The sequence below is a fragment of the Microbacterium sp. Leaf288 genome (assembly GCF_001422925.1).
Lineage (GTDB): Bacteria > Actinomycetota > Actinomycetes > Actinomycetales > Microbacteriaceae > Microbacterium.
Map to the genome: position 1 here is coordinate 163721 of NZ_LMNI01000014.1, position 13819 is coordinate 177539.

13 protein-coding genes are annotated in these 13819 nt (G+C 70.4%); 4 read left to right on the forward strand and 9 right to left on the reverse strand.

The annotated features are described in order from the left end of the window. Positions 1 to 43 precede the first annotated feature (43 nt). Complete coding sequence (locus tag ASF40_RS19670; RefSeq protein WP_056372317.1) at positions 44 to 1465, reverse strand: DUF6421 family protein; 1422 nt, start codon at positions 1463 to 1465, stop codon at positions 44 to 46. Between the two features lie 108 nt (positions 1466 to 1573). Here ASF40_RS19670 and ASF40_RS19675 point away from each other — a divergent pair, with 108 nt between their 5' ends. Then, positions 1574 to 2029, forward strand: coding sequence for an Lrp/AsnC family transcriptional regulator (locus ASF40_RS19675; protein WP_082497223.1), 456 nt, complete (start codon positions 1574 to 1576; stop codon positions 2027 to 2029). A gap of 84 nt (positions 2030 to 2113) precedes the next feature. Beyond that, positions 2114 to 3073 (forward strand): diacylglycerol/lipid kinase family protein, encoded by a 960-nt coding sequence (locus tag ASF40_RS19680; protein ID WP_056372319.1) that lies wholly within the window; start codon positions 2114 to 2116, stop codon positions 3071 to 3073. A 96-nt stretch (positions 3074 to 3169) separates the two neighbouring features. Here ASF40_RS19680 and ASF40_RS19685 read toward each other — a convergent pair whose 3' ends face one another. From ASF40_RS19685 to ASF40_RS19695, 3 genes are all read right to left on the reverse strand, one after another. Further along, positions 3170 to 4687, reverse strand: a complete 1518-nt coding sequence (locus ASF40_RS19685; RefSeq protein ID WP_056372320.1) for a CoA-acylating methylmalonate-semialdehyde dehydrogenase — start codon at positions 4685 to 4687, stop codon at positions 3170 to 3172. A gap of 46 nt (positions 4688 to 4733) precedes the next feature. After that, complete coding sequence (locus tag ASF40_RS19690) at positions 4734 to 6068, reverse strand: aspartate aminotransferase family protein (protein ID WP_056372322.1); 1335 nt, start codon at positions 6066 to 6068, stop codon at positions 4734 to 4736. 150 nt (positions 6069 to 6218) lie between these two features. Further along, positions 6219 to 6947: a hypothetical protein gene (locus ASF40_RS19695; protein ID WP_056372324.1), complete on the reverse strand. Its 729-nt coding sequence runs from the start codon at positions 6945 to 6947 to the stop codon at positions 6219 to 6221. A gap of 178 nt (positions 6948 to 7125) precedes the next feature. On the opposite strand from ASF40_RS19695, the gene ASF40_RS19700 reads away from it, so the two are divergent. Further along, positions 7126 to 8316 (forward strand): sensor histidine kinase, encoded by a 1191-nt coding sequence (locus tag ASF40_RS19700; protein WP_056372326.1) that lies wholly within the window; start codon positions 7126 to 7128, stop codon positions 8314 to 8316. Further along, positions 8313 to 8969 carry a response regulator gene (locus ASF40_RS19705; protein WP_082497226.1) on the forward strand — a complete coding sequence of 219 codons (657 nt, stop codon included), beginning with the start codon at positions 8313 to 8315 and terminating at the stop codon, positions 8967 to 8969. Before ASF40_RS19700 ends, ASF40_RS19705 begins: the two co-directional genes overlap by 4 nt. Before the next feature lie 25 nt (positions 8970 to 8994). On the opposite strand, the gene ASF40_RS19710 is transcribed toward ASF40_RS19705, so the two are convergent. From ASF40_RS19710 to ASF40_RS19730, 5 genes are read right to left on the reverse strand one after another with little or no spacing between them, the layout of a single operon-like run. After that, the gene (locus ASF40_RS19710) at positions 8995 to 10176 is read right to left on the reverse strand and encodes an ABC transporter substrate-binding protein (RefSeq protein ID WP_056372328.1); all 1182 of its coding nucleotides are present in this window, start codon (positions 10174 to 10176) and stop codon (positions 8995 to 8997) included. Positions 10177 to 10225: 49 nt separating this feature from the next. Then, a complete protein-coding gene (locus tag ASF40_RS19715) occupies positions 10226 to 11071 on the reverse strand; it encodes an ABC transporter permease (RefSeq protein WP_082497227.1) in 846 nt (281 codons plus the stop codon). Continuing rightward, positions 11068 to 11859: an ABC transporter ATP-binding protein gene (locus ASF40_RS19720; protein WP_056372329.1), complete on the reverse strand. Its 792-nt coding sequence runs from the start codon at positions 11857 to 11859 to the stop codon at positions 11068 to 11070. The genes ASF40_RS19715 and ASF40_RS19720 overlap by 4 nt, the downstream gene beginning before the upstream one ends. Further along, positions 11856 to 12785, reverse strand: coding sequence for an ABC transporter permease (locus tag ASF40_RS19725; RefSeq protein ID WP_056372331.1), 930 nt, complete (start codon positions 12783 to 12785; stop codon positions 11856 to 11858). The genes ASF40_RS19720 and ASF40_RS19725 overlap by 4 nt, the downstream gene beginning before the upstream one ends. A gap of 10 nt (positions 12786 to 12795) precedes the next feature. Then, on the reverse strand, positions 12796 to 13815 hold the full coding sequence (locus tag ASF40_RS19730; RefSeq protein WP_056372332.1) for a TIGR03842 family LLM class F420-dependent oxidoreductase: 1020 nt from the start codon (positions 13813 to 13815) through the stop codon (positions 12796 to 12798). Positions 13816 to 13819 lie beyond the last annotated feature (4 nt).

Genomic DNA, 13819 nt, shown 5'->3' on the forward strand with positions numbered 1-13819 from the left:
TCGGCGAGATCACGTGATGTCGCCGAGAACAGCACGTCGCGCGTCAGGAATCGCGCCCGGTGATCCCGGCGGTCGACTCGATGACCGGCTTCATCTTCTTGTCGAGCGCCTCGAAGAACATCGACAGCGGGAACTCGTCGTCCAGGACCGCGTCGGTGTAGCCCTTCGGGGCGCCGGCGAGGATCTCGTCGGGGAGGCCCCGCGCCCACCGCGAAGCGGGGTTGGGCGTCAGCGTCGAGCGCACCAGGTCGTAGACCGCGAGCCAGTGCGCCGTCTTCGGGCGATCGATCGAGCGCCAGTACAGCTCGTCGATCGCCTCGCCGAGCGCGATCACGGCCGCGGGCACGTCGTCCCAGTCGAAGGCGAGCGCGGTGTCGGTCCAGTGCAGCACGTCGCGCTGGTGCAGCCACGCGAAGAGCAGCTGGCCGCCGAGCCCGTCATAGTTGCGCACGCGCGAGCCCGTGATCGAGAAGCGGAAGATGCGGTCGAAGATCACCGCGTACTGCACGAGCTTCGCGTGCTCGAGCATCTCGGCTTCGGCCGCGGTGAGCGACTCCTGCGCCGACAGTCGCTTCTCGATCGCGACGCACTCGCGGAACGCGGTGAGGTCGCACCGCAGCTCTTCGAGCGAGTACAGGAAGTACGGCATGCGCTGCTTGATCATGAACGGATCGAACGGCAGATCGCCGCGCATGTGCGTGCGGTCGTGGATGATGTCCCACATCACGAACGTCTTCTCGGTCAGCTCCTGGTCGTCGAGCATGCGCGCGGCGTCGGCGGGGAGGTCGAGCTTCGTGATGTCGGCGGCGGCACGGACGACGCGGCGATAGCGCGCGGCTTCGCGGTCCTGGAAGATCGCGCCCCACGTGAACGTCGGGACCTCGCGCATCGCGACGGTCTCGGGGAACAGCACCGCGGAGTTCGTGTCGTACCCGGGCGTGAAGTCGACGAACCGCAGCGACACGAACAGCTTGTTGCCGTAGTCGCCGGCCTCGAGCTGCGCGATGAACTCCGGCCAGATCACCTCGACGAGCACGGCCTCGACGTGGCGGTCGCTCGAGCCGTTCTGCGTGTACATCGGGAACACGACGAGATGACGGATGCCGTCGGCCCGCTGCTGCTGCGGCTGGAAGGCTTCGAGCGACTCGAGGAAGTCGGGGACGCCGAACCCCTGGTCCATCCAGCGCTCGAAGTCGCGCACCGATGCGGAGAGGTACTCGGCGTCGTGCGGGAAAGCAGGGGAGAGGGCGCGGATGCCGGCGGTGATCTCGGCGACCAGAGCGCGGGCCTCGGTGTGAGCCCCAGCATCCGGAATCGATCCGTCCTGAACCTGGAGGCTCTGGATCGCGGTCGCCGCGGCCTTGAGCCGCAGCCAGGCGTCGCTCGTCTCGGCCATGCGGGCGTCCTCGACGACCTCGGGTTCGCCGACGATCGCCTTCGACGTGTGAAGGGTGCTGCTGGACATGGTGAACCTCCGATCTTCGAGTGCGGTTTCACTCCTGATTCTAGAGAACTTCCCTTCATTCCAGGATTCGACAGGAAAAGTTCCTGCTCGCGCACCTAGAGTCGAGTCATGCCTGCACTGGATGACGCGATCGATGCCGCCATCGTGCGCGAGGTGTCGCAGGACGCCCGCGCCACCCTCGCCGACCTGTCTGCAGCCGTCGGGCTGTCGGTGTCCGCCGTGCAGGCACGACTGCGTCGCCTCGAGAGCCGCGGCGTCATCACCGGCTACCGCACGCTCGTCGACGCCGAGGCCGTCGGAAAGCCGCTCGCGGCCTTCGTCGAGATCACGCCGCTCGACCCCGCCCAGCCCGACAACGCGCCCGAGCTGCTCGAGCACCTCACCGAGATCGAGGCGTGCCATTCGATCGCCGGCGACGCGAGCTACATCCTGCTCGTGCGGGTCGCGTCGCCGCGCCACCTGGAGTCGCTGATCCGCGACATCCGTGCCGCCGCGTCGGTCAACACCCGGACGACGGTCGTGCTGCAGACGTTCTACGAGAACCGCCCCATCCTGCCCGCCTGAATGGGCACCGGCTCGCGGCTTCGGCAGATCGTGGTTCAGCGCAAGACCTCTGCTGCAGCCGGTGAGCGTCGGTAGCCTCTGCCCATGGACGGCCGTGGAGTGCTCATCGTGCGGAACGCGCAATCCGGCACGGCGGTGATCCGGTCGGATCCGGCGACGACGTTCGCCGAGCGCCTGCCGGGCGCCGTCGTGCACGAGCTCGCGGAGGGGGAGGACCTCGCGGAGGTCGTCGCGGAGGCGATGAAGTCGGATGCCGCTCCCGACGTGCTGGGGATCTACGGCGGCGACGGCTCGGTGTCGCGCATGGCGCACCTTGCCCGGCAGCACGACCGCAGGCTGCTGGCGATGCCCGGCGGGACGTTCAACCACTTCGTCCGGGCGCTCGGCGTCGAGGGCGTCGACGATGCGATCGATGCCTACGACGCGGATTCCGCCGTGGCCGTCGGTGTGGTGGAGGCGACGGCCGACGCCGGCGAACCGGTGACGGTGCTCAACGCGGTGTCGATCGGTGCGTACCCCGAACTCATCGAGGAGCGCGAGCGTCGCAGCAGCCTGGGCAAGTGGATCGGCGGTGCAGTGGCCACGGCGGTCGCGCTGCGTCGCGCCGAGCCGCTGACGATCGTCCGGGACGGCAGGCGGGCCCGGGTCTGGTCGGTCTTCGTGAGCGTCGGCCGAAACGATCCCGACCGTGTCGCGACGATGCAGCGGCAGGAGACGGATGCCGCCGTGCTGGATGTGCGCATCCACCACGCACGCGGATCCAAGGTCCGCGCCTTCGCGTCACTCGCGTTCGGCAAGCGGTCCGCGGCCGTGCTGCGCGCGATCGGGCTGTTCCCCCGGGACGCCGACATCGAGCGGCTCGTGGTGCGAGAGCTCGAACTCCAGGTGCGCCCCGAGCCGGGGCATCCGTCTGTCTTCGTCCATGACGGCGAACTCGAGGAGCGGGCTCCCGGCGGCTTCACCCTCCGGTGCGTCGCCGTGCCGCGGGCGCTGACGGTGTTCGCGCCGCCCGGCACGCCGGGCGCTCCCTCGTCCCCGCGGTGAGACGTCAGCCGCGGGACGAGACCCTGGGCGAACCCCAGGGTCTCGTCCCGCAACTGTCGTCTCACGGACTCCGGCGGGCTGTCCGGGTGAGCGGGGTCAGTCGTGCTGGGGGAAGCCCAGGTTGATGCCGCCGTGCGAGGGGTCGAGCCACCGCGAGGTGATCGCCTTCTCGGCCGTGAAGAACTCGAAGCCGTGCGGGCCGTACGCCTTCGCGTCGCCGAACAGCGACGCCTTCCAGCCGCCGAACGAGTGGTACGCCACCGGGACGGGGATCGGCACGTTGATGCCGATCATGCCGACGGTCGCCTCGCGCTGGAAGCGCCGGGCAGCGCCGCCGTCGTTCGTGAAGATCGCGGTGCCGTTGCCGTAGCGGCTCGAGTTGATGATGTCGAGGCCCTCTTCGTAGCCCTCGACCCGCACGACCGACAGCACGGGTCCGAAGATCTCGTCGGTGTAGACCGTGGAGGTCGTCGGCACGTTGTCGATCAGGGTCGGTCCGAGCCAGAAGCCGTTCTCGTCGCCGTCGATCTCGACGTCGCGTCCGTCGACCACGACCGAGGCGCCGTCGGCTCCGGCGACGTCGAGGTACGACGTGACCTTGTCGCGGTGCTGGCCCGTGATGAGCGGGCCCATGTCGCAGCCGCGCGTGCCGTCGCCGACCTTGAGGCCGGCCATGCGCTCGGCGACCTTCGCGACGAACGCGTCGGCGACGGTGTCGACCGCGAGCACGACCGAGATCGCCATGCAGCGCTCGCCGGCCGAGCCGAAGCCGGCGTTCACGGCGGCGTCGGCGGCGAGGTCGAGGTCGGCGTCCGGGAGCACCAGCATGTGGTTCTTCGCGCCGCCCAGCGCCTGCACGCGCTTGCCGTGCGAGGTCGCGGTCTCGTAGACGTACTTGGCGATCGGCGTCGAGCCGACGAACGAGATCGCCCGCACGTCGGGGTGCTCGAGGAGCGCGTCGACCGCCTCCTTGTCGCCGTGCACGACGTTGAAGACGCCGTCGGGCAGTCCCGCCTCCGTGAGCAGGCCGGCGAGCCAGTTCGCCGCCGTCGGGTCCTTCTCGGACGGCTTCAAGACCACGGCGTTGCCGGCGGCGAGCGCGATGGAGAAGAACCACAGCGGCACCATGGCCGGGAAGTTGAACGGGCTGATGATGCCCACGACGCCCAGCGGCTGGCGCAGCGTGTACACGTCGATGCCGGTCGAGACGTTCTCGGAGTACGCGCCCTTGGTCAGGTGCCCGAGGCCGCACGCGAACTCGACGACCTCCATGCCGCGGGCGATCTCGCCGCGCGCGTCGGAGAGCACCTTGCCGTGCTCGGCGGTGAGGATCTCGGCGAGCTCCTCCTTGCGGGCGTTGAGCAGCTCGCGGAACGCGAAGAGCACGCCCTGGCGCTTGGCGATCGACGCGTCGCGCCACTGCAGCCACGCCGCTGACGCAGCATCCACCGCCTCTCCGACGTCTTCGCGCGACGCGAACCGCACCTCCTTCTGGACCGTCCCCAGCGCGGGGTTGAACACCTGGCCGGTGCGCTCGGATGCCCCGGCCCAGGGGGCCCCGTTCACCCAGTGGTCGAGAACCGCCGTCTCGGTGCGCGGCAGGGTGTCAGTCATCGTGTTCCTCCTTCGGAAGCCCTCCTCGTGAGAGGGCGTGCACGTGTCACGCGAGGTCGTCTTCGACTCTCGTCAAGGCTTCATCGTAGATCGACATCGCCTCCTGCACCTCCCCATCGGTCACCACGCAGGGCGGTACGACGTGGATGCGGTTCTCCGCGGCGAAGGGCAGCAGACCCCGCGAGGTGAGCTCCTTCTTGAGGCGTCCGATCACGTCGGCGCCGACCGGTTCGCGGGTCTCGCGGTCCGAGACGAGGTCGAGCGCCCAGAACACGCCCTCGCCCCGCACTTCGCCGATGAGCGGGTGCTTCTCGGCCAGTTCCGCGAGGCCGGGTCCGATCGCGTCGTCGCCCACGCGGCGGGCGTTGTCGACGATCCCCTCCGACTCCATCGCGTCGATGGCGGCGATGATGGATGCTGCGGCCAGGGGATGACCGGAGTACGTGAGCCCGCCGGGGAAGACGCGGTCGTCGAAGGTCGCCGAGATCGCGGGCGAGATGATGACGCCGCCCACCGGGACGTAGCCGGAGTTCACGCCCTTGGCGAAGGTGATGAGGTCGGGCACGACGTCGTAGCCCTGGAACGCGAACCAGCGGCCGGTGCGGCCGAACCCCGCCATCACCTCGTCGAGGATCAGGACGATCCCGTACTTGTCGGCCAGCGCCCGCACACCTGCGAGGTAGCCCGGCGGCGGCAGCATGATGCCGGCCGTGCCGGGGATCGACTCGAGCAGCAGTGCCGCGATCGTGGACGGCCCCTCGGACTGGATGACGCGCTCGAGGTGCTGCAGCGCCCGCTCGGACTCCTCCTCGGGGGTCGTCGCCCAGAACTCGGTGCGATAGAGGAACGGCCCGAAGAAGTGCACGTGTCCGCGGGCGAACTGGTTCGGCATCCGTCGCCAGTCGCCCGTCGCGACGATCGCCGCGCCGGTGTTGCCGTGGTACGAGCGGTACGTCGAGAGCACCGTCTCACGGCCCACGTCTCCTCGAGCAGCACAGTGAAGGCGCGCCATGCGGATCGCGTTCTCGATGGCGTCGGCGCCGCCGTTGGTGAAGAAGACCTTGGCGAACCCGTCGGGCGCCTTGTCGAGGATTCGCTCGGCCGCCTGCCCGCGGTGCAGGTTCGCCGTGGCGGGGCCGATGGTCGCGAGACGCCCGGCCTGCTCGCGGATGGCGGCGACGACAGCGGGATGCTGATGCCCGATGTTGACGTTGACCAGCTGGCTCGAGAAATCGAGCAGGCGGTTGCCGGCGTGGTCCCACACGACGGTGCCCGAGCCGCCCGCGATCACGGGGAGGTCCAGGCCCGCCTGCGCGGACCACGAGTGGAACACGAACTCGCGGTCGAGTTCTTTCGCGAGGGCGTCGAGGTCTTCGGTCATGCGGCCACGTTGCTGGATCGCGCCGGTCGGCGCAAGACCCGCGAGGCCCGCCCGACGCCCCCGCGACGGCGCCGGGACAAAGGGTTTCCGCCGAAACCGAGGATGATGCCCCCGGTCTCGGCGGAGATGCCCTGGTTCGGCGCGAGGCGCTCAGACCCCCATGCTGCGCTCCGCGCGGACCCGCCGCAGGATCGCGACACCGAACCACACGGCCGGCACGAACCCGACCGCAGCGACGGAGGCGAACAGTGCGGGCGTGAAGGGCACCACGAACATGACGAGCGTCGGCACGATCGCGAACGCGAGCAGCCACCACGGCACGACCCCGGCGCGTGCGAGCCCGACCGTGACGAGCGGGGTGGCGATGAGGTTGAGCATCGGGAGCATCGACAGGACACCGAAGACCGGACCGCCCTGCACCGCCTCCGAGACGGCGACCGCGGTGGCGGGGTCGAGCTCGAGGCCGATCGTCATCGTCCAGAAGTCGAAGAGCACCCAGCCCGAGACCAAGGCGTGGCTGAGCGTCGCGAGCAATGCGCCGACCAGCGCGAGCCAGCCGCCGCGGGCGCCACGGACGAGTCCGGGGACGGCGAGGAAGCCGAGCGCGAGGAACAGATTCCCGAAGTGCAGCAGCGTGGCCGACAGCTGGGTGAGGGCCGGGTCGGCGGCCAGGGAGGCGATGTAGTCCGCGGTCGACTCCGAGGCCTGCGGCGGCGACGTCGCAATGCCTGCGGTGTACAGGGCCGCGCCTGCGATGAGGGCGAGCCCGCCGAGGGCGGCGAGGCGGCGGCCGGGCACCGAGGCCGGCGCCGTGGCGGGCAGGGTGGCCGGCGCTGCCGGCACCGGTGCGGCGGTGGGCGGAGTGTCGTGGGTGGTCATATCGGTCCTTCCGGTTCAGGGGCTCGCTGCGAGCCGTCACCGAAGCTACGGGCGGGCGACCCCGCGGCGGATCGCCCGCCCGTATCGTTCCGCCGCGCCGCGCGGTGGAAAGCGTCGCCGGCGCGTTCCGTCTCACGACGGACGCGGGCGTCCCCGAGCGGGGCCTAGCATTTCGGGCATGACGCCGCGCGATCCCGCCCTGTCCTCTGCCTCATGGCTGTCGCGGTACGGCTCAGCGCTGCTCTACATCGCGGGCGGGTCCCTCGTGATCGCGCTCTCGGTGATGGAGTTCCTGCTCGACGACCGTGTGGTGGTGCCGCAGCAGGCGCTCATCCCTCCGATCGCGGTCGGGGTGGTCGTCATGCTGGCGCCGCGGCTGCCCCTCACCGCCGCGATCGTCGCGGCGCTGTCGCCGCCGTTCAACCTCCTGCTGGGGGCGCCCGGCCCGGGCGGCGTGCAGCTGCTCGCGATCATCCTGCTCATCGGGCGCGCCGCCGCCGTGCTGCCCACCCGCCGCGCGGTGTGGGCGCTCGTCATCGGTGCCGCCGCCGCGCTCGCCGCGGGCGTGCTCGGTTCGGCGGCCCTCTGGGAAGGTCTCTTCACGGTGTCGGTGTACGTCGCCGGTTTCGGTGTCGGCCTGCTCGTGCGTCGCGAACGCAGCCAGGCGCAGCGCCTGCGCGAGCTCGCCGTCGAGCTCACCGAGCAGAGGGAGGCGGCCGCGGCCGCGGCGGTGATGGCCGAGCGGGCGCGGATCGCGCGGGACGTGCACGACTCGGTCGCGCACCAGGTCAGCGTCATGGTGCTGCAGATCGGTGGCCTCCGCCGCCTCCTGCCCGAGCGCCCGGATGCGCAGGAGGTGCTGCGCGGCCTCGAAGGCGTCGGTCGCGAGGCTGTCGACGAGATGCGCCGGGTCGTCGGGCTGATGCGCGAGCCTGCCCCCGACGAGCACCCGTCGCTCAGCCGCCTCGAGAAGATCCTCGCGCCGCTGCGGGAATCCGGCATGCCGATCACCCTCGACGTGATGGGGGACGCGGTCGCGCTCCCGCCCTTGCAGGACACCGCGCTCGTGCGGGTGATCCAGGAGTCGCTGTCCAACGTCGTGCGTCATGCCGGCGCTGCCGCGACCGCCATCGAGGTGGCATACCTCGACGGGAGGGTCCGGGTCACGGTGACCGACGACGGCGTGTTCCGGTCTGCGGACGTCGCCGGTGCCGTCAGTGGTCACGGCGTCCGCATCATGCGGGAGCGCATGACGGTCGCCGGGGGCTCGCTCACCGCCGGACCGCTCGGCAGCGGCTGGCGCGTCGTCGCCGAGGTGCCGGTGCGCGAGAGCTCGACGCCGCTGACCGAGAGCACGGTCGCGCCGTGATCCGTGTGCTGCTGGTCGACGACCAGGCCATGGTGCGGGCGGGCCTGCGCATGGTGCTCAGCGCTGAGTCCGACGTGGAGGTCGTGGGCGAGGCGTCGGACGGCGCGGATGCCCTGCGACTCGTGGCACGCCACTCTCCGGACGTCGTGCTGCTCGACGTGCGGATGCCCGGCATGGACGGCCTCGAAGCGGCACGCCGGATGAGTCAGGATGCCGCCGGCCCCGGCATCCTCATGCTCACGACGTTCGACGAGCACGAGATCGTCGACGAGGCGCTCTCGACCGGGGTCGCCGGGTTCCTCCTCAAGGCCTCTTCCCCCGAGCAGCTGGTCGACGCGGTGCGCGCGGTGGCGGCGGGTTCGGGCGTGCTCGACCCCGCGATCACGCGCCACGTGATCGACCGGTTCGCGACGGCACCGCGTGTGGACGCCGCCGCCGCCGCGACGCTCACGGAGCTGAGCCCGCGCGAGGTCGACGTGCTGCGGCTCGTCGCCGCCGGTCGCAGCAACGCCGAGATCGCGTCGATCCTCTTCCTCGGCGAGGCGACCGTGAAGACGCACGTGAGCCGGATGCTGCTGAAGCTGGGCCTGCGCGACCGGGTGCAGGCGGTGGCGTTCGCGTACGAGAGCGGTCTGCTGACCCCGGGCGGCTGATCGCTCGGCCGCCCGGGGTCCGCCGCTACTGGCCGCCCTCGGTGAGGGTGACGTCGATCGGCGTGTACTCGCCGGCGACCTCGACGCCTTCGTCCTTCAGTGCGGCCAGCGCCTTCTCGATGTACTCGTTCGAGTACGCCGAGGCGGCGGGTTCGGTCGTGATGAGCTCGAGGTCGTCCTGGTTCTTGGCCGACAGCGCGCCCGCGACCGTCTTGTCCCACGCGGCCTTGTCGACCAGACCGAAGTCGGCGCCGGTCCAGATGAGCTTGTTGACCTCGTTCATCTGCCACTGCTGGTGCACCGGGCCGACCGGGAACGCGTCGACGCCGGGGCTCGTGGCGATCCCGTAGACGATGTCGGCAGCCTCCTCCGGGTTGTCGCGCGCGAAGATCCAGCCCTTCGTGATGGCCTTGAGGAACCGCACCGCGGCGTCGGCGTAGGCCGGGTCGTCCTCGAGGCGCTGCGTGTCGGCCCAGATGGCGTCCTGCAGCATGGCGCCGTCGGTCTCCTCGTACGAGATGACGTCGAAGTCCTCCGGCTGGTACAGCTCACCGGTCGCCGGGTTCACGACCTCGAGGATCTGCGCCCACTCGTTGTATGTCATCGCCTGGGCGGCGTCGACGTCCCGGTCGAGGAGGGCGTTCATCGAGAAGTCCTGGGTCGTGATCGACACCGTGGTCGAGTCGAGGTCGTCCGCGGCCATCGCCGCGAAGATCTCCCACTCGTTGCCGAAGCCCCATGATCCGATCCGCTTGCCCTCGAAGTCCGCGACCGATTCGATGCCGTCGCCCTTCCATGACACCTGGAGCGTCCCCGACTTCTGGAACACCTGCGCGATGTCGGTGAGCTCGACACCCGTGGCCTCGAGGGTGCCGAGCACCTTCGGGACCCATGCGATCGCGAAGTCGACATCGCCCGCGACGAGCGCGTCCTGCGGGACGATGTCGCCGCCCGACGGGACGATCTCGACCTCGTCGAAGCCCTCCTCCTCGAAGTAGCCCTTCTCCTGGGCGACGTAGTACCCCGCGAACTGCGCCTGCGGCAGCCACTGCAGCTGCAGCTTGATCGACGTGAGCGGCTCGAAGTCCTCGCCCCCGCCCCCTCCGTCGTCGCCGGAGTCACCGGAACCGGCACACGCCGCGAGCGCGAGTGCCGCGACGGTGAACACGGATGCTGCGGCCAGGCCGCGTCTGATGCTGTGTCTCATTGCGTTCCTTTCGTGTGGTGCGTTGTCTTTCCCTCGGTTTCGGGACTCTTCAGGCCGACGACCGTCTCGTCGCCAGCCGCTCCAGGAGCGAGGTGACGAGGAAGAACACGAGCCCGATGATGATGCCGCCGAGCACGTATGCCCAGGCGAGAGCGGCGCGGCCGGATTTCGCATAGGTCGCGATGGCCGTGCCGATGCCGTCGGCGGGCCCGCCGAAGTACTCGGCCACGAGCGCGGCGATCACGGCGAGTGAGCTCGCGATGCGCAGGCCCGTCATGAGGTAGGGCAGCGCCGTCGGAAGCGTTAGCACGCGGAAGGTCTGCCAGCCGGAGGCTGCGGACGCGCGGAGCAGGTCGCGGTGCACGGGGCGGGTCTGCCGGAGGCCCCGCAGGACGTTGACGAACACCGGGATGAACGCGGCGATCGTGGCCACCGCCTGCCGCCCGAACTGGCTGGAGGCGCCGAACATCGTGTTCAGGATCGGCGTGACCGCGACGATCGGGATGACGGCCAGCGCCGACACGAGGGGCGCGAGCATGCCGTCGACGGGCTTGGCGGCCGCGGCGAGACCGGCGAAGAGCAGCGCGAGGAGCGAGCCGACCACGAGGCCGATCAGCGCATTCGTGGCCGTGATCGTCATGTCGTCGAGGATGATCGGGAAGCGCCTCACGAACTCCTCGGCGATCGCGATGGGGCTCGGCAGCATGCGCGGGGCGGTGCCGAGAACGTCGACCCAGAAGATCCAGATCGCGAGGATCAGGATGCCGACCACGATGGGCGCGACCCACTTCAGCCAGCTCGGAAGCTCGCGTTCTGCCGGCATCGGCCGCGGCGCCCTGCCGGACGGCTCCGGTGCAGCGGGGAGCATCGTGGTCGCAGCATCCGCATCCGTCATGATTCGCTCGCCCTCGTCACGGGCGTGCCGTGGAGCGCCTCCCGGACCGCGGTGACGCGGTCGAAGAACTCGGGGGATTCGCGCAGGGCCTCGTCGCGCACGTCGCCGAGGCCCGTCTCGATGACGTCGGTGATGCGACCGGGACGCGGGCTCATCACGACGACGCGGTCGGAGAGGAAGACCGCCTCGGGGATCGAGTGCGTCACGAACACCACTGCGGCGGAGGTCTCGGCGGCGATGCGGGTGAGCTCGGATTGCAGGCGCTCGCGCGTCATCTCGTCGAGCGCGCCGAACGGCTCGTCCATGAGGAGCAGCTTCGGCCGTGCGGCGAGAGCCCGCGCGATCGCGACGCGCTGCTGCATGCCGCCGGAGAGCTGGTCGGGGTAGCGGTCGACGAAGTCCGAGAGGCCGACGAGCTCCGCGAGCTCCGCGATGCGCGCCGCACGATCCGCTCTGCCGGTGCCGTGGAGTTCGAGGGGAAGCCCGATGTTCGCCCCGACCGTACGCCAGGGGAGGAGCCCCGCCTGCTGGAACGCGATGCCGTAGTCCTGGTCGATGCGGGCGCGCTTGGCCGGCTTGCCGAAGATCTCGAGGGTGCCGCTCGTGGCCTGATCGAGGTCGGCGATGAGGCGCAGCAGCGTCGACTTGCCGCAGCCCGACGGCCCGATGAGCGACACGAACTCTCCGGCCGAGACCTCGAGTTCGACGTCGGTCAGCGCGACGACTTCCCCGGTCTTCGTCGGGAAGACCTTCCCGACGCCGGCGGCGTGGACTGCGAGCTGCGTCATGCGGTCGCTTCTCCTCTGCGGTAGTTGGCGAGTCCGAGGCCGATGAGGGCGACGGAGCCGGCGGCGATGAGGCCCAGCGCGATCGAGCCGAACGTGGGACCCCACGGTGCCGCCGGGTCGGACGAGGCCTGACCCGCGAGCTGGATGAGCATGCGGCCGATGCCGCCGCGCATGCCGATCGACACCTCGGCGACGACCGCGCCGAGCACCGCGTTCGCGGCCGCGAGCCGGAGCGCGGGGAGGAGGTGGGGGACCGCGGCGGGAAGGCGGAGGCGGAACAGGGTCGCCCAGTAGCCGGCGGCGTAGCTGTTCATGAGGTCGAGGTGGATGCGGTCGGGCGACGCGAGTCCGCGCAGCACGCCGACGGCTACCGGGAAGAACGCGAGGTACGACGCGATGACGGCCACCGACAGCCACTGCGGCCAGATGCCGCCGCCGCGGTCGATCTGGTTGCCGATCGCGTTGACGACGGGTGCGAAGGCGATGAGCGGCACGATCTGGCTCACGACGATCCAGGGGAGAAGCCCCCACTCGAGCAGCCGCCAGCGCTGCATCACGAGGCCCAGCACCGCGCCCACGGCGACGCCGATCAGCCACCCGACGGCGGCGATCCCGAGCGTCACGAGCGCCGCACCGGCCACCGAGACCCACAGCGGCGGGGTGTCGCCGCCACTGGTCGGGGCGAACAGCCGCGCGGCCATGTCCCACACGTGCGGCATCGCGCGGTCGTGGGTGCGCGGGAGGAGCATGACACCTGAGCCGGACTCGCCCGGCACCGCGCCGACGATGAATCCTTCGCTCGGCCCGGCGAACTTGTACAGCTCCCAGAGCACCAGCACCGCGAGCACCCCGAGCGCGCCCCATCCTGCGGCGATCCATCCCCGCAGCTCGCCCTGCCGACGCGTCGACCACCCGATCGGCCTCATGCGGCCGCCGTCACTTCTTCGCCGTGACGTGGGCCGAGAGCGCCGGAATCACCGTCTCGCCGTAGACGCGGAGGGTCTCCTCCTTGTTGTCGTGCTGAAGGTACCCGGCGAACTGGGTCACACCCAGCTCGCGCAGCTGCTCGAGCTTGGCGATGTGATCGGCCGCCGTCCCGAGGATGCAGAACCGGTCCACGATGTCGTCCGGAACGAAGTCGACGTGGTCGTTGTCGGCCTTGCCGTGGGTGTTGTAGTCGTAGCCCTGGCGTCGCTCGATGTAGTCGGTGAGCGCTTCGGGCACCCCCTCGCCGTGATGGCCGTACTTCGCCACGATGTCGGCGACGTGGTTGCCGACCATGCCGCCGAACCAGCGGCACTGGTCACGCATGTGCTCCCAGTCGTCGCCGATGTACATCGGCGCCGCCACGCAGAATGCCAGCGACTCGGGGTCGCGGCCGGCGGCGGCCGCGGCATCCTTCACCGTCTTGATCATCCAGGCGGCGATGTCGACGTCCGCGAGCTGCAGGATGAAGCCGTCGCCCACCTCGCCGGTGAGCTTCAGCGCCATCGGCCCGTACGCGGCGACCCACACGTCGAGCTCGGACCCCCGGCTCCACGGGAACTGCAGCGTCGCGCCCTTGTACTCCACGGCCCGCGAGTTGGCGAGTTCGCGGATCACATGGATCGACTCGCGCAGCTCGGCCATCGTCGTGGGCCTGCCGTTCGTCACCCGCACCGCCGAGTCGCCGCGGCCGATGCCGCAGATCGTGCGGTTGCCGTACATCTCGTTGAGCGTGGCGAAGACGGATGCCGTGACCGTCCAGTCCCTCGTCGCGGGGTTGGTCACGAACGGCCCCACCGTGACGCGCTTGGTCTCGGCGAGGATCGCGGAGTGGATGACGTACGGCTCCTGCCACAGCAGGTGCGAGTCGAACGTCCACACGTGGCTGAAGCCGTGCGCCTCGGCGAGCTGGGCGAGCTGCACCGTACGTGCGGCGGGCGGATTCGTCTGGAGGACGACACCGAAGTCCATGGGC